Source organism: Streptococcus oralis subsp. dentisani (assembly GCF_002096685.1).
GTDB classification, from domain to species: domain Bacteria; phylum Bacillota; class Bacilli; order Lactobacillales; family Streptococcaceae; genus Streptococcus; species Streptococcus oralis_AD.
Genome location: NZ_NCVA01000041.1, coordinates 262590 through 278643, shown reverse-complemented (window position 1 = coordinate 278643; position 16054 = coordinate 262590). Strand labels below are relative to the sequence as shown.

General features: G+C 40.9%; 19 protein-coding genes. 16 read left to right on the top strand and 3 right to left on the bottom strand.

Annotated elements, in window-relative coordinates:
- Positions 1 to 80 precede the first annotated feature (80 nt).
- The 4 genes from B7705_RS08040 (at position 81) to B7705_RS08025 (ending at position 2550) form a co-directional block, all read left to right on the top strand.
- Positions 81 to 1016 carry a manganese-dependent inorganic pyrophosphatase gene (locus tag B7705_RS08040; RefSeq protein ID WP_084948894.1) on the top strand — a complete coding sequence of 312 codons (936 nt, stop codon included), beginning with the start codon at positions 81 to 83 and terminating at the stop codon, positions 1014 to 1016.
- Between the two features lie 85 nt (positions 1017 to 1101).
- Positions 1102 to 1614, top strand: coding sequence for a YiiX/YebB-like N1pC/P60 family cysteine hydrolase (locus B7705_RS08035; protein WP_000892229.1), 513 nt, complete (start codon positions 1102 to 1104; stop codon positions 1612 to 1614).
- A complete protein-coding gene (locus B7705_RS08030) occupies positions 1598 to 2248 on the top strand; it encodes a DUF1803 domain-containing protein (RefSeq protein ID WP_084948892.1) in 651 nt (216 codons plus the stop codon). Before B7705_RS08035 ends, B7705_RS08030 begins: the two co-directional genes overlap by 17 nt.
- A gap of 101 nt (positions 2249 to 2349) precedes the next feature.
- Complete coding sequence (locus B7705_RS08025; RefSeq protein WP_000051179.1) at positions 2350 to 2550, top strand: CsbD family protein; 201 nt, start codon at positions 2350 to 2352, stop codon at positions 2548 to 2550.
- A 36-nt stretch (positions 2551 to 2586) separates the two neighbouring features.
- Here the strand turns inward: B7705_RS08025 and B7705_RS08020 are convergent, their stop codons facing one another.
- The gene (locus B7705_RS08020; protein ID WP_084948890.1) at positions 2587 to 4032 is read right to left on the bottom strand and encodes a UDP-N-acetylmuramoyl-L-alanyl-D-glutamate--L-lysine ligase; all 1446 of its coding nucleotides are present in this window, start codon (positions 4030 to 4032) and stop codon (positions 2587 to 2589) included.
- A 105-nt stretch (positions 4033 to 4137) separates the two neighbouring features.
- On the opposite strand from B7705_RS08020, the gene B7705_RS08015 reads away from it, so the two are divergent.
- A complete protein-coding gene (locus tag B7705_RS08015) occupies positions 4138 to 5760 on the top strand; it encodes a putative polysaccharide biosynthesis protein (RefSeq protein ID WP_084948889.1) in 1623 nt (540 codons plus the stop codon).
- 110 nt (positions 5761 to 5870) lie between these two features.
- Here B7705_RS08015 and B7705_RS08010 read toward each other — a convergent pair whose 3' ends face one another.
- Positions 5871 to 6236 (bottom strand): DUF3397 domain-containing protein, encoded by a 366-nt coding sequence (locus B7705_RS08010; RefSeq protein WP_084948887.1) that lies wholly within the window; start codon positions 6234 to 6236, stop codon positions 5871 to 5873.
- 91 nt (positions 6237 to 6327) lie between these two features.
- Here B7705_RS08010 and mnmL point away from each other — a divergent pair, with 91 nt between their 5' ends.
- The 7 genes from mnmL (at position 6328) to B7705_RS07975 (ending at position 12315) form a co-directional block, all read left to right on the top strand.
- Positions 6328 to 7266 carry a tRNA modification radical SAM protein MnmL/YtqA gene (gene mnmL, locus B7705_RS08005; RefSeq protein WP_084948886.1) on the top strand — a complete coding sequence of 313 codons (939 nt, stop codon included), beginning with the start codon at positions 6328 to 6330 and terminating at the stop codon, positions 7264 to 7266.
- A 1-nt stretch (position 7267) separates the two neighbouring features.
- Positions 7268 to 7825, top strand: coding sequence for a tRNA 5-(aminomethyl)-2-thiouridylate-methyltransferase MnmM (gene mnmM, locus B7705_RS08000; RefSeq protein ID WP_000828444.1), 558 nt, complete (start codon positions 7268 to 7270; stop codon positions 7823 to 7825).
- Positions 7818 to 8072 (top strand): hypothetical protein, encoded by a 255-nt coding sequence (locus B7705_RS07995; RefSeq protein ID WP_000361094.1) that lies wholly within the window; start codon positions 7818 to 7820, stop codon positions 8070 to 8072. Before mnmM ends, B7705_RS07995 begins: the two co-directional genes overlap by 8 nt.
- Positions 8073 to 8083: 11 nt before the next feature.
- Positions 8084 to 10138 (top strand): cation:proton antiporter, encoded by a 2055-nt coding sequence (locus B7705_RS07990; RefSeq protein WP_084948884.1) that lies wholly within the window; start codon positions 8084 to 8086, stop codon positions 10136 to 10138.
- 29 nt (positions 10139 to 10167) lie between these two features.
- On the top strand, positions 10168 to 11052 hold the full coding sequence (locus tag B7705_RS07985; protein ID WP_084948882.1) for a YihY/virulence factor BrkB family protein: 885 nt from the start codon (positions 10168 to 10170) through the stop codon (positions 11050 to 11052).
- Between the two features lie 89 nt (positions 11053 to 11141).
- Positions 11142 to 11594 (top strand): MarR family winged helix-turn-helix transcriptional regulator, encoded by a 453-nt coding sequence (locus B7705_RS07980; RefSeq protein WP_084948881.1) that lies wholly within the window; start codon positions 11142 to 11144, stop codon positions 11592 to 11594.
- A 13-nt stretch (positions 11595 to 11607) separates the two neighbouring features.
- On the top strand, positions 11608 to 12315 hold the full coding sequence (locus B7705_RS07975) for a B3/B4 domain-containing protein (protein ID WP_084948879.1): 708 nt from the start codon (positions 11608 to 11610) through the stop codon (positions 12313 to 12315).
- 61 nt (positions 12316 to 12376) lie between these two features.
- On the opposite strand, the gene queA is transcribed toward B7705_RS07975, so the two are convergent.
- Entirely contained in the window at positions 12377 to 13405 is a 1029-nt protein-coding gene (gene queA, locus B7705_RS07970) for a tRNA preQ1(34) S-adenosylmethionine ribosyltransferase-isomerase QueA (protein WP_084949231.1), read from the bottom strand.
- A 147-nt stretch (positions 13406 to 13552) separates the two neighbouring features.
- Between queA and B7705_RS07965 the strand changes: the two genes are divergently transcribed.
- From B7705_RS07965 to rpsU, 4 genes are all read left to right on the top strand, one after another.
- Complete coding sequence (locus B7705_RS07965) at positions 13553 to 14260, top strand: glucosamine-6-phosphate deaminase (RefSeq protein WP_000864607.1); 708 nt, start codon at positions 13553 to 13555, stop codon at positions 14258 to 14260.
- Between the two features lie 207 nt (positions 14261 to 14467).
- Positions 14468 to 14983, top strand: a complete 516-nt coding sequence (locus B7705_RS07960) for a class I SAM-dependent methyltransferase (RefSeq protein WP_193431907.1) — start codon at positions 14468 to 14470, stop codon at positions 14981 to 14983.
- A 13-nt stretch (positions 14984 to 14996) separates the two neighbouring features.
- Positions 14997 to 15620 (top strand): Type 1 glutamine amidotransferase-like domain-containing protein, encoded by a 624-nt coding sequence (locus B7705_RS07955; protein WP_084948878.1) that lies wholly within the window; start codon positions 14997 to 14999, stop codon positions 15618 to 15620.
- 159 nt (positions 15621 to 15779) lie between these two features.
- On the top strand, positions 15780 to 15956 hold the full coding sequence (gene rpsU / locus B7705_RS07950; RefSeq protein WP_000048054.1) for a 30S ribosomal protein S21: 177 nt from the start codon (positions 15780 to 15782) through the stop codon (positions 15954 to 15956).
- The last annotated feature ends 98 nt before the right edge of the window (positions 15957 to 16054 follow it).

The window sequence follows — 16054 nt, the reverse complement described above, 5'->3', positions numbered from 1 at the left end:
AGTCCTTTGGCTCCTCTTACTTTTGTCAAAAAAGGAAAAAAGTGCTAAAATAAGATGAATAAATTTAAAGAGGTATTATCATGTCTAAGATTCTAGTATTTGGTCATCAAAATCCAGACTCAGATGCCATCGGGTCATCTGTAGCCTTTGCCTATCTTGCAAAAGAGGCTTATGGATTGGACACGGAAGCAGTAGCTCTCGGTACTCCAAATGAAGAAACAGCTTTTGTTTTGAACTATTTTGGTGTAGAAGCACCGCGTGTTATCACATCTGCTAAAGCAGAAGGTGCAGCGCAAGTTATCTTAACTGACCACAATGAATTCCAACAGTCAGTGTCAGATATCGCTGAAGTAGAAGTTTACGGAGTTGTGGATCACCACCGTGTGGCTAACTTTGAAACTGCAAGTCCGCTTTACATGCGTTTGGAACCAGTTGGATCAGCCTCATCTATCGTTTACCGCATGTTTAAAGAACATGGTGTAGCAGTTCCTAAAGAAATCGCAGGTTTGATGCTTTCAGGTTTGATTTCAGATACCCTTCTTTTGAAATCACCAACAACTCACCCATCTGATAAAGTCATCGCTCCTGAATTGGCAGAATTAGCAGGCGTGAACTTGGAAGAATACGGTCTTGCTATGCTCAAGGCTGGTACTAACTTGGCTAGCAAATCTGCTGAAGAATTGATTGACATCGATGCTAAGACTTTTGAACTCAACGGAAACAAGGTCCGTGTTGCCCAAGTTAATACAGTTGATATTGCTGAAGTCTTGGAACGTCAAACTGAAATCGAAGCAGCAATGCAAGCAGCTAATGCAGCAAATGGCTACTCTGACTTTGTCTTGATGATTACAGACATCGTAAACTCAAACTCAGAAATCCTTGCTCTTGGGTCAAACATGGACAAGGTCGAAGCAGCATTTAACTTCAAACTTGAAAACAACCACGCTTTCCTTCCAGGTGCTGTTTCACGTAAGAAACAAGTGGTACCTCAGTTGACTGAAAGCTTTAATGGCTAATAGCTTGAGTGATAATTGAAACGTGGAAACACTTGTTTCCATATAGCTAAAGGGGTTTCGGCTCCTTTTTTTCTAGGAGAGGAAGATGTTAGAAAATGGCGATTTGATTTTTGTGAAGGACCTTTCAGACATGGGGCAGGCCATCCAGGCTTCTACTGGGAATTATAGTCATGTAGCCATCTTTTTGGATGGTTTGATTTTCCATGCTAGTGGGCAGGCAGGTGTTATCTGTCAAGAACCAGCTGATTTTTTTGAACCTACTCATCTCTACGACCTTTATGTCTATCCAGAGATGGAAGTCGACTTGGTGAAGGAGAAGGCTTGCAAGCATCTAGGAGCTCCTTATAATAGCTCTTTTTATCCCAATGGGGATGGCTTTTACTGCTCCCAGTACATCGCAGAAATCCTGCCTATTTTTGAGACGATTCCCATGAAATTTGGGGACGGGGAGCAGGAGATTAGTGATTTCTGGAGAGAATATTACAGGAAACTCGAACTTCCAGTGCCTCTGAACCAGCCAGGGACCAATCCCAGTCAGTTGGCAGCATCCCCTCTTTTAGAATGTAAAGAAAGGAATCTTCATGATTCAAATTTTTAATCCCTCCCGTTTGACTCGACAGCCATTTTTTATAGATTTAGTGGACTATCTGGACCAGCATGACGATGTGATCCTTCGAGAAATCAAGGCTCAGTTTCCAGATGTGGCAGTTGATAAACTCATGGAAGAGTATATAAAGGCAGGCTTGATACTAAGGGAAAACAAACGCTATTCCCTCAATCTCCCTTTTCTAGAATCAATAGACAGTCTGGTCCTTGACCAAGAAATTTTTGTCAGAGAGGAGAGTCCAGTCTATCAAGCCTTACTAGAGAAGACTTTTGAAACGGAATTGCGCAATCAAACCAATGCCGCCATTTTAGTCGAACGTACGGACTTTGCAAGAGAAAAGATGACCTTGTCTAATTATTTCTACAAGGTCAAGAATCAATATCCTTTGACAGAAAAACAGCAGGAACTCTATGATATTTTAGGAGATGTTAACCCTGAGTATGCCCTCAAATATATGACGACTTTTTTGTTAAAATTCCTCAAAAAAGACCAGCTGATGCAGAAACGTCGTGATATCTTTGTGGACAGTTTAGTCGTTCTAGGCTATATTGTGCAAAATGAAGCTGGAAAGTATGAGTTAGCCGTCGATTTTGACAAGGAGAGATTGTCTTTCTATTTGTCTTAATTAGTTGCTTTTGAGCAGATTGTTTGACTTTGCTAAAGAATAAGCATAAACTGAATGTAAGCGATAACCATTATCGTATTAAAAGCAAAGGAGACAGAGTTATGTCACTTGAAAATAAATTGGATCAAGCAACTGGTGCTATCAAAGAAGGATTTGGTAAAGTTACTGGCGATAGCAAGACAGAAGCAGAAGGTACTGTAGAAAAAACAGTTGCGAAAGCAAAAGAAGTTGTAGAAGATGCTAAAGGTGCTGTAGAAGGTGCCGTTGAAGGGCTTAAAAATTCATTTAAGAAAGAAGACTAAAAAAACCAAGGGAAAGCCTCCCTTGATTTTTTGATTTTATAGATAACGTTCTGCGATAGCTGCGTCTCCAGGATAGTCTTCTTTCTTTCCTTGGACGATCTGGTAGCAATCAGCTCCCTTACCAGCAATAATCACGGCATCGAGTTCTTGATTTGTGATGGCCATCGCGGCCTTGATGGCTTGTTCACGATCGGCAATCTTTTCAACAGGATGACTGATATAGCTGCTTATTTCTTCAGCAATGGCCATTGGATCTTCATAGTTGGGGTCATCAGCTGTGAGAAAGACTTGAATCTCAGGATGTTGATTGAGGAGGAGGCCAAAGTCTTTGCGGCGACTTTCACCCTTGTTTCCAGTCGAACCGAGAACCAGAGCAATTTTTCCAGTTTGATGGGTTTCAACAACAGAAATCAGTTTTTTCAGACTATCGCCATTGTGGGCATAGTCGATGAAGACCTTAGCGCCGTTTTTCTGTGTGAGGACTTCCATACGTCCAGGAACTCGGGTCGCAGCGATCCCTTTTTTGATATCTCCAAGACTGGCACCTAGACGAAGACAGGCAAGTCCTGCAGCAACGGCATTTTCTTGATTGAAGTGGCCGATGAGTTGAATATCATAATCACCAGCGAGTTTACCTGTAGCTGAAAAGCTAAAGGCTTTAGAGTTCTCGATATGGTTGCTTGACTGGCTACCATAGAAGTCATGTTCTTGATGTTCCACTTGTTCCTTCAGCACAGAGAAGTGGTCCATGTCGCTGTTAATGACAACTGCTCGGCTATTTTTCATCAAGAGACGTTTGTGGTAGAAGTAATCTTCAAAACTAGGGTGTTCAATTGGTCCGATATGGTCAGGAGTGATGTTAAGAAAGACACCTACATCAAAGGTCAGACCATAGACGCGTTTGACCAGATAGGCTTGACTAGAGACTTCCATGATGAGGTGGGTTCTACCATTCTTAACAGCTTGAGCCATCATATCAAAGAGATCAATGCTTTCAGGAGTTGTGAGGGCAGATTTAAAGAAGGTCTTACCATCTAAGGTTGTATTCATGGTAGACAGCATAGCTGGGCGATGGTGTTGAGCCAAGATGTTATAGGCAAAATAGGCTGCTGTTGTCTTACCCTTGGTTCCAGTGAAGGCGATAATTTTGAGTTTCTCTTGTGGATTACCATAAAACTCCATAGCAATCAAACTCATGGCTTTCTTAATATCGCTCACGACAATAACAGGAATACCGACTTCGTAGTCCTTTTCTGCGGCATACCAAGCTAAGCCTTGACTTATAGCGGATAGGAGGAATTCTTTTTTAAAGGCAGCGCCTTTTGCAAAAAAAAGAGTACCTTCTTTTACTTTTCTGCTGTCATAACTGATGCTATCAAAAACAACTTCACTGTAGTTGTAGTGGTAATGTCCTTGATCAATAATCTCGCGAAAAAGGCCATCTTTCTTTAAAATATCTAATGCGGTTTCAATCTTAATCATACTTTCTATTATAAACTTCAAGTCTGAATTTTACAAGTAACAAGGAAAAGTTTATAATGGAAGATAGGGAACTTTTCCTAGTTATCAAAATTGAATGAGGAAGCTATGTCTAACGAAAACAATCACCAGCAAGCCCAGATGTTGCGAGGGACTGCTTGGCTAACAGCTAGTAACTTTATTAGTCGCCTCCTTGGGGCTATCTATATTATTCCCTGGTATATCTGGATGGGGACTTATGCTGCCAAGGCAAATGGACTCTTTACCATGGGCTACAATATTTACGCCTGGTTCTTGCTGATTTCGACAGCGGGTATACCTGTTGCGGTCGCCAAACAAGTGGCTAAGTACAATACCATGCGAGAAGAAGAGCATAGCTTTGCCTTGATTCGGAGTTTCCTAAGCTTTATGACGGGCTTGGGTCTAGTCTTTGCCTTGGTCTTGTATCTCTTTTCTCCCTGGTTAGCAGACTTATCAGGTGTGGGGAAAGACCTGATTCCCATCATGCAGAGCTTGGCTTGGGCAGTTTTGATTTTCCCATCTATGAGTGTTATCCGAGGCTTCTTCCAAGGGATGAATAACCTGAAACCCTATGCTATGAGCCAAATCGCAGAGCAGGTGATCCGTGTTATCTGGATGTTGTTGGCGACCTTCTTCATTATGAAGATGGGTTCTGGAGACTACTTATCAGCCGTTACCCAATCGACCTTTGCGGCCTTTGTGGGGATGGTGGCAAGTTTTGCAGTCTTGATTTATTTCCTTGCCCAAGAAGGTTTGCTCAAAAGAGTCTTTGAAACACGGGATAAGATCAATAGTAAGCGACTCCTGGTTGATACCATCAAGGAAGCCATTCCCTTTATCCTGACAGGATCAGCCATCCAGCTCTTCCAGATTTTAGACCAGATGACCTTTATCAATAGTATGAAGTGGTTTACCAACTACAGCAATGAAGACTTGGTTGTCATGTTTTCTTATTTCTCTGCCAATCCTAATAAAATTACTATGATTTTGATTTCTGTCGGTGTCTCGATTGGAAGTGTCGGTTTGCCACTTTTGACGGAAAATTATGTTAAAGGTGATTTGAGAGCCGCTGCTCGCCTGGTTCAAGATAGTCTAACCATGCTCTTTATGTTTCTTTTACCAGCAACAGTTGGGGTCGTCATGGTAGGGGAGCCTCTCTATACAGTCTTTTACGGGAAGCCAGATAGTCTGGCCATGGGCTTGTTTGTCTTTGCGGTTTTGCAGTCTACTATCCTAGGCTTGTATATGGTTTTGTCTCCTATGCTTCAGGCCATGTTCCGCAATCGCAAGGCAGTTCTTTACTTTGTCTATGGTTCCCTTGCCAAGTTAGTCTTGCAGTTACCAGCTATTGCCATTTTCCACAGTTACGGTCCCTTGATTTCTACGACTATCGGACTTATCATTCCAAATGTCTTGATGTACCGAGACATCTGCCAAGTAACGGGTGCTCGTCGAAAGATAATCTTGAAGCGAACTATCTTAATTACCATTTTGACACTGGTCATGTTTATTCTGGTTGGTTTCCTACAGTGGATTTTAGGATTTTTCTTCCAACCAACGGGACGCTTCTGGAGTTTCCTTTATGTAGCCCTCATCGGAGGTCTCGGGGGAGGACTCTATTGTTTAATGAGTCTTGGCACTCACCTATTGGATAAGGTTATTGGGAAACCTCAAGCAGACCGCCTACGAGCAAAATTTAAACGGTCTTAACAAAATAGATTTATAAATAAAAGGAATGCTGGCTCTTTGTTAAGTGTCTGGGTTAGCTGACACATAAATTTCCATAAATTAAAATCCCTAGAATCAGTTGTTCTAGGGATTTATTGGGGTGTGAGCATGATTAACTCTACAATCATAGCGATATAGAGGACTAAGGTCAGGAGAAAACCTGCTCTCCAGAAGAATTTGATAAATTTAGGGTAATAAAAACTTCGTTTTTTGATGAGGAAAAAGACCACAAGGAGAATTGCTAGGAGTGAAAGTGCTACGCCGAGTCGCGGTAGAAAGTTGTGGGTAAAGGCTTTAGCAGTGATAAGATAATACTCAAATACCAAAAGTGGAAAAGCTAAATCCGCAAAGTTCAGTCCTAGTTTTTTCAGTTTAAAAAGTTTTGTTACAATGATGGAGACCACGAGGGTTAATACCAACAATAAAATAGCTGCTATTTTCATTAAAATCATACCCATATTGTATCATAAAAAAACGCTAAAGGAAATGGGGAACAAGGGAATTTGTTGGAAAGTCAGGCTTTTGAGATTGTGGGTATTTTTTGTTATAATGAAAGTTATGAAATCTTACAATACCTTGAATGATTATTATCGAAAACTTTTTGGAGAAAAGACTTTTAAAGTCCCTATCGATGCGGGATTTGACTGTCCAAATCGGGATGGAACTGTGGCTCATGGAGGCTGTACTTTTTGTACGGTTTCTGGATCTGGAGATGCCATTGTGGCACCGGATGCCCCTATCCGTGAGCAATTTTATAAGGAAATTGACTTTATGCACCGCAAGTGGCCAGATGTTCAGAAGTATCTGGTTTATTTTCAAAACTTCACCAACACCCATGAAAAAGTAGAGGTGATTCGGGAACGTTACGAGCAGGCTATCAACGAGCCAGGTGTAGTAGGAATCAATATCGGAACGCGTCCGGACTGTTTACCAGACGAAACCATCGAATACTTGGCTGAGTTATCGGAACGCATGCATGTGACGGTAGAATTGGGCTTGCAGACTACTTTTGAAGCAACCTCTGACCTGATTAACCGTGCCCATTCTTATGAATTGTATGTTGAAACAGTAAAACGCTTGAGGAAATATCCCAAGATTGAGATTGTTTCCCATTTGATTAATGGTTTGCCCGGCGAAACTCATGAGATGATGGTTGAAAATGTTCGCCGCTGCGTCACGGATAACGATATTCAAGGAATTAAGTTGCATTTGCTTCACCTCATGACCAATACGCGGATGCAGCGAGATTACCACGAAGGACGCCTGCAACTGATGAGTCAGGATGAGTATGTCCAAGTCATTTGTGACCAACTGGAAATCATTCCCAAGCATATTGTCATCCATCGAATCACAGGAGATGCACCTAGAGATATGCTGATTGGTCCCATGTGGAGCCTCAATAAATGGGAAGTGCTAAATGCTATTGAAACTGAGATGCGCCGTCGTGGAAGTGTGCAAGGATGCAAGGCTGTAAAACAGGAGTTTTAAAATGAAAAGACCACTTGAGATGGCACATGATTTTTTGGCTGAGGTTGTGACTCAGGATGATATCGTAGTGGATGCGACCATGGGCAATGGACATGATACGCTTTTTTTAGCCAAGTTAGCCAAGCAAGTCTATGCCTTTGATATCCAGGAGCAGGCTTTGGAGAAGACGCAAGAGCGTTTGTATCAGGCTGGAATGACAAATGCCCAGTTAATCTTGCAAGGTCATGAGACGCTTGACCAGTTTGTGACAGAAGCTAAGGCAGGGATTTTTAATCTGGGTTATCTGCCTTCTGCTGACAAATCTGTCATTACACAACCTCAGACTACTATTGAAGCTTTAGAAAAGCTGTGCCATTTGCTTGTCAAGGGGGGACGGATTGCCATTATGATCTACTATGGTCATGAGGGAGGAGACATTGAAAGGGATGCTGTTTTGGACTTTGTTAGCCAGTTGAACCAACAAGAGTGTACAGTTGCCATTTATCGGACTCTCAACCAAGTTAACAATCCACCGTTTTTAGTTATGATTGAAAAATTAGAAAGGTATAGACATGGATAAACAATACCTTCGTGAGAAGCTAGAGGCTATGCGCCAAAATTTTGTCGAGTCAACGCATCACGAGCGAGCAGTCGGGGTGCTCGACGAAGCACATATGAGCAAGAAAATGCTTAAAATTAAGAAAAAATTAGTGGCTCTTGAAATGGAACGATGCCAGAAAAAAATTGAGCACAAAGACTGTTCTAAGATTGATCAGAAAATCCAAGAGCAAAAGGAGATTTTTGAATCTTGTTGTAAAAAAGATTAAGGAGGAATTGTGTGGAATTACTCATTTACTTGATTCTATTTTTATTTGTCTTAATCATTTCAACCACGACCAATAAACTTCTCCCTTTTTTGCCCCTTCCTCTTGTGCAAATCCTTTTAGGGATTGGGATTGGCTTATTTGTTCCCGATGCGGACTTTCATCTCAATACAGAGCTGTTTCTGGCCATGGTTATTGGTCCCTTACTTTTCCGGGAGGCAGAAGAAGCAGATATTACATCTGTTTTAAAACACTGGCGCATCATTGTCTACTTAATCTTTCCAGTGATTTTCATCTCGACCTTGAGTTTGGGAGCCTTGGCTCATTTCCTTTGGCTCAGTCTTCCCTTAGCTGCCTGTTTGGCTGTTGGGGCAGCGCTTGGTCCGACGGATCTGGTAGCCTTTGCTTCTCTTTCTGAGCGTTTTCGTTTTCCAAAACGGGTATCCAATATTCTCAAAGGAGAAGGACTTCTAAATGATGCTTCGGGCTTGGTAGCCTTTCGGGTGGCACTGGCTGCATGGACAACTGGCGCTTTTTCCCTCAGTCAGGCTGGAACATCCCTAGCACTTTCAATCCTTGGTGGTTTTGCAGTCGGTTTTGTGACGGCAATGATCAATCGTTTCTTGCATACATTTTTACTGAGTGTGCGAGCGACTGATATAGCGAGTGAACTCTTGCTTGAACTGAGTTTGCCTCTCATGACCTTCTTTATCGCTGAAGAAATCCATGTTTCAGGGATTATCGCAGTTGTAGTCGCAGGTATTTTGAAGGCCAGCCGCTTTAAGAAAATTACGCTCCTTGAGGCTCAAGTAGACACCGTGACGGAGACCGTCTGGCACACAGTGACCTTTATGCTAAACGGATCAGTCTTTGTTCTCTTGGGAATGGAATTAGAGTTGATTGCAGAGCCGATTCTGTCTAATTCTCTCTACAATCCCTTTCTTTTACTACTTTCAGTTGTCGTTCTGACCTTCTTGCTTTTTGCGATCCGCTTTGTCATGATTGCTGGTTTTTACTTTGTGAGAACGCGTCGACTTAAGAAAAAAATTCATAAGTACATGAAAGATATGCTTCTTTTAACCTTCTCTGGTGTTAAAGGGACAGTATCTATCGCGACCATTCTCCTCATACCAAGTCATTTGGAGCAGGAATACCCTCTGTTACTCTTCCTAGTAGCAGGCGTTACACTATTAAGCTTTCTAACAGGTTTACTGGTCCTCCCTCACTTATCTGAGGAACAAGAGGAAAGCAAGGATCATTTGATGCATATTGCGATTCTGAATGATGTAGCTGCAGAATTAGAAAAAGAGCTGGACCATCACAAGAACAAACTTCCTCTTTATGCAGCTATTGATAATTATCATGGTCGGATTGAAAACCTCATCCTTAGTCTGGAAAACAAGAGAGTCCAAGAGGACTGGGAGTCCCTCAAGCTTCTTATCTTGAGTATTGAGAGTGACGGTTTGGAGCAAGCCTACGAAGAAAATAGAATCAGCGAGCGTGGCTATCGAGTTTACCAACGTTACCTAAAAAACATGGAGCAGAGTATCAATCGGAATTTCGCTTCTAGAGTGACTTATTACTTCCTAGTTTCTTTACGGATACTGCGCTTTCTACTCCATGAAATGTTTACCTTTGGCAAAACTTTCCGTAGTTGGATGAATGAAGAATCTCGTAAACTACTAGCAGTTGACTATGATCAGATTTCAGAGTTGTATTTGGAAAATACAGAGCTGATTATCGAGAGTTTGGAAAACCTCAAAGGGGTTTACAAGAGTTCTCTGATTAGCTTTATGCAAGAATCTCGTCTACGCGAGACGGCCATTATCGGAAGTGGTGCTTTTGTTGAGCGGGTTATCAATCGCATCAAGCCAAACAATATCGATGAAATGCTACGAGGCTACTATCTCGAACGCAAGGCAATCTTTGAATACGAAGAAGCTAAACTGATAACAGCCAAGTATGCCAAAAAACTACGCCAAAATGTGAATAACTTAGAAAATTATTCTCTGAAAGAGGCCGCAAATACCTTACCTTATGATATGCTAGATTTAATCAGAAGAACTTAGATGATGAAGAAAATGACGGAGGATGGGATATGAAAAAGTGGTGGAAGGAGCTATTGGATAAGCCCTTATTGAAAGCTTTTTTGCATTATTATCAAGCATCTGATAGCGAGTTGACTAGTGTCGCTGTTGCCTACTATTGGTTGATTTCAATCTTTCCTTTGCTAATGATAATGGTCAATATTTTGCCTTATTTTCAGATTCCGGTCTCAAATTTCTTACTGACGATCAAGGAATTTTTGCCCGATACGGTGTATGATGTGGTCGCCAAGATTGTCCGAGAAGTTCTGACTCAACCATCAACTGGTTTGTTGAGTTTTGCCGTTTTATCTGCACTCTGGACCTTTTCGAAATCAATGGATTTCCTTCAAAAAGCTTTTAACAAAGCCTATGGGGTGACCAAGAGTCGAGGAATTATCTCCCATCAGTTGATGAGTCTACTTGTTAGTTTCGGCTTGCAGATCCTTTTTGCCTTTGCCTTGTTTTTGAGTATGTTTGGTCGTATGTTGCTCAACCTCCTCAAAACTTACTGGCAATCAGACAGTTCGCTATTTTCCTACCTGCAAGATTTTACAGGTCCTCTGGTCTATGCCTTGATCTTTGCCATTCTAGTCATGATTTACTATTTTCTACCAAAAGTAAAAGCACCACGAATCCGCTATGTTTTACCAGGAAGTATCTTTGTCTTGCTGACTCTTGTCTTTTTATTGAATATCTTTTCTGCTTATTTTAATAACTATGTCAATCACCTAGTGGACGTTCGCTTTTTCAGTTCCATTATCGTGGTAGTGATGATGTTCTGGTTTATTCTTATTGCAAAGATTTTGATTATCGGAGCAGTTATCAATGCCAGTGTACAGAGTTTGAAGGATCCAAAGTTTAGTGATAACACATTCTTTTTAAAAAATGAAGAATAAAAAAAGACGCTTTGTTTTCAAAGTGTTTTTTTATTGCATTTGCAACAAAAATGTGCTATTCCATCATCATAGATGCGAGAGGTGGAAACATGTCGTTATTACGCGAAATCGGAATTATAGCTCGTGCCCTAGATTCTATTGCTAATATTGAGTTTCGTGATATTGAACTAGCTCGTGGGCAATACCTTTATTTAGTACGAATCAAGGAGAATCCAGGAATCATTCAAGAAGCCTTGTCGGATTTACTAAAGGTTGACCGTTCGACAGTTGCTCGTTCAGTAAAAAAACTGGAAGAAAAGGGGTTAATAAAACAAGGAATGACCAGTACAAATCGGAAAAATAAAGAGTGGTTTGTCACTGAAAAAGGAGAGGCACTTTATCCTTTTATCCTTGCTGAACATCACTATTCAGAAAATTCTGCCCTAAAAGGATTTTCCAGGGAAGAGGCCAGGGAACTGGAGAGACTACTAATTCGAGTTAGAAAAAATATTACTAGTGATTGGGATATGGTCAAAAAAGGTCAGAAAAGAAATTATTCTTAATGAGAGGTGAAAGATGAAAGTTATCGTTGAAAATGAATTTTGGAGCTTGTTTCCAGAAGCACAGATTAGCGTTTTAGTAGTAAAGGGATTAGATAATACAGTTGATGAAAGCAAGGATCCCTATTTTAAAACCTTGCTAGATAAAGGAGCTAAACGAGCTGAGGATTTCATTTCGGATGAGAATTTTACTCAGAATGATGTCATTCAAGAATGGCGTCAGGCTTTCAGCAAGTTCAAAACGAAAAAGGGAGCACGCTCCTCTATAGAAGCTCTGCTTAAAAGGGTCAGTCAGGGAAGAGAGTTTAATCCCATCAATCCCTTAGTAGACATCTACAATAGTGTCTCTCTATCTTATGCGGTTCCCTGTGGTGGCGAGGATGCGAACAAGATTGTAGGCAATCTTCATCTTGGTCAGGCCAAGGGAGGAGAACCTTTCTTTCCACTAGGAGCTGAAAACGATGCTCCTGCACTTCCAGAAGAGCTGATCTATTATGATGATGAAGGAGCGGTTTGTCGCTGTCTCAACTGGAGAGAGGCGCAGAGAACCATGCTGACAGAAGAGACAAAAGATGCTGTCTTAGTGATTGAAGCGATCAATGGTGAACAGGCGGCGCGTGCTCGGGCTGCCATGGAAGAATTACAGGACTTGGTAAAGGACTACTTTGGTGTTCAAGGCAAACTGATTCATTTAACTTCTGAGTCCCCAGAAATTACACTTTAAACAGAAATAGCCCCGTCATCTCTTAGGAATAAACTATCCTAAAGAAATGACGGAGCTATTTTTAATAGATAAACATGGCATCACCGAAACTGAAGAAACGGTAGTGTTCTTGAATAGCGTGGTGGTAAGCATCTAAGACTAATTCACGGCCTGCAAAGGCAGAAACCAACATGACGAGAGTTGATTTTGGCAGATGGAAGTTGGTTGAGAAGGCATCGACAACCTTCCATTCGTAACCAGGCTTGATAAAGATATTGGTCCAGCCAGAATCTGCTTGGATTTGCCCCTCAAACTTGGAACCAATAGTCTCCAGTGTGCGGATAGAAGTAGTTCCAACAGCAATAACGCGACCGCCATTTTCCTTGACAGAGCGAAGGGTGGCAGCTGCTTCCTCAGAAAGTTGGTAGAATTCGGAGTGCATTTCGTGTTCGTCCAGATTGTCCACAGAAACGGGTCTAAAGGTTCCGAGCCCGACATGGAGAGTGAGATAGACCAGATGAACACCCTTGGCTTGGATTTCTGCTAGCAGTTCTTTGGTGAAGTGCAGTCCAGCAGTTGGTGCAGCAGCAGAGCCACTTTCTTTAGCGTAGACCGTTTGATAACGTTCACGGTCATCTAGTTTTTCGTGGATGTAGGGTGGGAGTGGCATTTCACCGAGACTTTCCAAAACTTCTAGGAAAATTCCTTGGTATTCAAAGCGGACAATGCGGCCCCCGTGGGTCAATTCTTCCGTAACGACAGCGCTGAGGCGACCATCACCAAAGTTGACACGAGTGCCAACCTTGAGACGTTTGGCAGGTTTAGCGAGGACTTCCCACTCATCACCACTAGTATTTTTGAGCAGGAGAAGCTCCACATGGCCTCCTGTTTCTTCCTTTTGACCATAGAGGCGGGCAGGGAGAACACGGGTATCGTTCATGACAAGGGCATCACCAGGTTCCAGCATATCAATAATAGAGTGGAAGTGTTTATCCTGCATTTCTCCCGTCTCTCGGTTGACGATGAGGAGTTTGGAGGCATCTCGTTTTTCAAGTGGTGTTTGGGCAATCAATTCCTCAGGCAAGTGGAAATCAAAATCAGCTGTATTCATTTTTTTCATCATTCTTTCTAACTTCTAATCCTATCCATTATAACATGTTTCAAGTTTGGACGCTCTTTTTTTGGAAATTAAATCGTTTTCACTTGACAAAAATTGGTCTATACCATATAATAAATATAGAAATATGGAGGATATAAAATGAAAGTTATTAAAGTTGAAAATCAAGTCGAAGGTGGAAAAGTAGCTTTTGAGATTTTGAAGGAAAAGTTGGCCAATGGTGCTCAAACATTGGGACTTGCAACAGGGAGCAGTCCACTTGAGTTTTATAAGGAAATCGTTGAGAGTGACCTTGATTTTTCAAATCTAACCAGTGTGAACCTCGATGAGTATGTAGGACTTGACGGAGACAATCCTCAGTCTTACCGTTACTTCATGCAAGAAAACTTGTTCAACCAAAAACCATTTAAAGAAAGCTTCTTGCCACGTGGTGTTAAGGATAATGCTGAAGAAGAAGTTGAACGCTACAACCAAATTTTGGCTGACCATCCTGTTGATCTCCAAATCTTGGGAATCGGTCGCAATGGCCATATCGGATTTAATGAGCCAGGTACTCCATTTGACAGCCAAACGCATCTAGTAGAACTTGACCAGTCTACTATCGAAGCCAATGCTCGCTTCTTTGACAAGATTGAAGATGTTCCAACTCAAGCTATCTCAATGGGGATTAAAAACATCTTGGATGCCAAGTCAATTATTCTCTTTGCTTACGGTGAGTCGAAAGCAGAGGCCATTGCTGGCACAGTATCAGGCCCAGTGACTGAGAACCTCCCAGCAAGTAGCCTACAAAACCACCCTGATGTGACTATTATCGCAGATGCTGAAGCGCTCAGCTTGCTTGAAAAGTAAAATGACAAGAACCACTTGCTCATTGGAGTGAGTGGTTTTTTACTTCAAATGTTCACTGTTCTGCTAAAGTGGTATAATATAGCTATACGGGGAGGCTCGAACTTTGATTTATATAATCGGTTTTATTTGTTTTTTTACTTTTTAATGTTTCTGTTTAGTCGCTTAATTCAGCAATCAAAGAATCCTTCGGGCTTTCTAGGAAAACGAATGATGAAATTGTGGAATCGAGCCTATCTCCCCATGTTTGTATGGGCAATTCGTCATCTGGATAGGATATTTTACCCTGTAATCTTAGATGCAGGAGTTGGGAATGGTCGTTCAACCATCCTGCTGAAAGAAACTTTTCCGCAAAGTACCATAACTGGAATCTATATTTCAGATACTGCAATAGCTCAAGCCAAACAGGTAGAGATAACTAATCTAAATTTTGAACGAAGAGACGTTAGGGAGACAGGCTTTTCTGATGAAAGTGCTGATTTAATCACAGCCTTTCAAACTCATTTTCATTGGCGGGACCTAGAGGCTTCTTTTATGGAACTTCGAAGAATACTCAAATCAGACGGGATGCTCTTACTAGCTTGTGAATATAACAAGTTGTCTTACTTTTTACCAGAGGTTCAAAGCGAAGAAGCATTTAGACGATTCTTGTTATCAGTAGGGTTTGAGCTCGTAACTAGTCAAAGAAAGAGATCATGGATCCTTTATAAAATTGTTAAAAACTAATGGAGGTACAATCATGAAACAATTATTTTTATGTTCATACTTTGCTGGAGTCAAAAATCTTTTTAGAGATTATGCAAAGGAAAAGAATCTAGAAAAAAAGGTTTTATTTATTTCTACTGCTGGGAACAAAGAGGACTATACTGCCTATATCGATGAGGCTCAGCAAACATTTAGGGATTTAGGATTTGAGATAGAGGTTCTAGATATTGCTTCTTGTGATCGAGAAACTGCACAGGCAAAGATTTTCCAAAGCAAGATTCTTTATATCTCAGGCGGGAATACCTTTTATTTATTGCAAGAATTAAAGAAAAAGCAACTCCTATCTCTCATCAAAGAGCAAATAAGAGATGGGTTAGTCTATGTGGGAGAATCAGCAGGGGCTATCATTACAGCCAAGGATATTGACTACAATAAACTCATGGATGACAAGACGGTAGCGACAGAGTTATCTGATACAGCGGGGTTGGATGAAGTGGATTTTTACATCCTTCCACATTATGGTGAGGAACCTTTTACCGATAGTAGCAAAAAGACCTTTGAAACCTATAAAAATCAGCTCAGCTTAATGCGAATGAACAATTCACAAGCTGTTATTGTAAATGATAAAGAAATAAAAGTTGTTTCTGAACAGGATTAAAATAATTTTTTTTTCGCTATTATGACATCTATTCTAATACGTTGTCCCTTTTAAAAAGAAAAGTGAAGATAATATAAGTTTATGGCAGTTTTTCCCTTGACATTTATTCATTTTACGTGTAAAATAGAATAGATCTTGAACTTGAAGGGAGTGAAAAAAATGTCTAAAACAGTAGTACGTAAGAATGAATCTCTTGACGATGCACTTCGTCGTTTCAAACGTGCGGTTACCAAAGCTGGTACTCTTCAAGAAACACGCAAACGTGAATTCTATGAAAAACCTTCTGTAAAACGTAAACGTAAATCAGAAGCAGCTCGTAAACGTAAAAAATTCTAATTAGAAATGAAAGGCTAGAGAAATCTAGTCTTTTTATTTTTAAATAAATACTGTAAATCCTGCAAAAAAAGGAAACTTCCAACTACAATTTGATATAA

Coding starts and splice junctions, on each gene's coding strand:
- B7705_RS07955 (WP_084948878.1), top strand. CDS start 14,997: ATGAAACAATTATTTTTATGTTCATACTTTGCTGGAGTCAAAAATCTT.
- B7705_RS08025 (WP_000051179.1), top strand. CDS start 2,350: ATGTCACTTGAAAATAAATTGGATCAAGCAACTGGTGCTATCAAAGAA.
- B7705_RS07995 (WP_000361094.1), top strand. CDS start 7,818: ATGGATAAACAATACCTTCGTGAGAAGCTAGAGGCTATGCGCCAAAAT.
- B7705_RS08020 (WP_084948890.1), bottom strand. CDS start 4,032: ATGATTAAGATTGAAACCGCATTAGATATTTTAAAGAAAGATGGCCTT.
- rpsU (WP_000048054.1), top strand. CDS start 15,780: ATGTCTAAAACAGTAGTACGTAAGAATGAATCTCTTGACGATGCACTT.
- B7705_RS08035 (WP_000892229.1), top strand. CDS start 1,102: ATGTTAGAAAATGGCGATTTGATTTTTGTGAAGGACCTTTCAGACATG.
- B7705_RS08015 (WP_084948889.1), top strand. CDS start 4,138: ATGTCTAACGAAAACAATCACCAGCAAGCCCAGATGTTGCGAGGGACT.
- B7705_RS07965 (WP_000864607.1), top strand. CDS start 13,553: ATGAAAGTTATTAAAGTTGAAAATCAAGTCGAAGGTGGAAAAGTAGCT.
- queA (WP_084949231.1), bottom strand. CDS start 13,405: ATGAATACAGCTGATTTTGATTTCCACTTGCCTGAGGAATTGATTGCC.
- B7705_RS07985 (WP_084948882.1), top strand. CDS start 10,168: ATGAAAAAGTGGTGGAAGGAGCTATTGGATAAGCCCTTATTGAAAGCT.
- B7705_RS07975 (WP_084948879.1), top strand. CDS start 11,608: ATGAAAGTTATCGTTGAAAATGAATTTTGGAGCTTGTTTCCAGAAGCA.
- B7705_RS08030 (WP_084948892.1), top strand. CDS start 1,598: ATGATTCAAATTTTTAATCCCTCCCGTTTGACTCGACAGCCATTTTTT.
- B7705_RS07980 (WP_084948881.1), top strand. CDS start 11,142: ATGTCGTTATTACGCGAAATCGGAATTATAGCTCGTGCCCTAGATTCT.
- B7705_RS08040 (WP_084948894.1), top strand. CDS start 81: ATGTCTAAGATTCTAGTATTTGGTCATCAAAATCCAGACTCAGATGCC.
- B7705_RS07960 (WP_193431907.1), top strand. CDS start 14,468: ATGATGAAATTGTGGAATCGAGCCTATCTCCCCATGTTTGTATGGGCA.
- B7705_RS08010 (WP_084948887.1), bottom strand. CDS start 6,236: ATGGGTATGATTTTAATGAAAATAGCAGCTATTTTATTGTTGGTATTA.
- mnmL (WP_084948886.1), top strand. CDS start 6,328: ATGAAAGTTATGAAATCTTACAATACCTTGAATGATTATTATCGAAAA.
- mnmM (WP_000828444.1), top strand. CDS start 7,268: ATGAAAAGACCACTTGAGATGGCACATGATTTTTTGGCTGAGGTTGTG.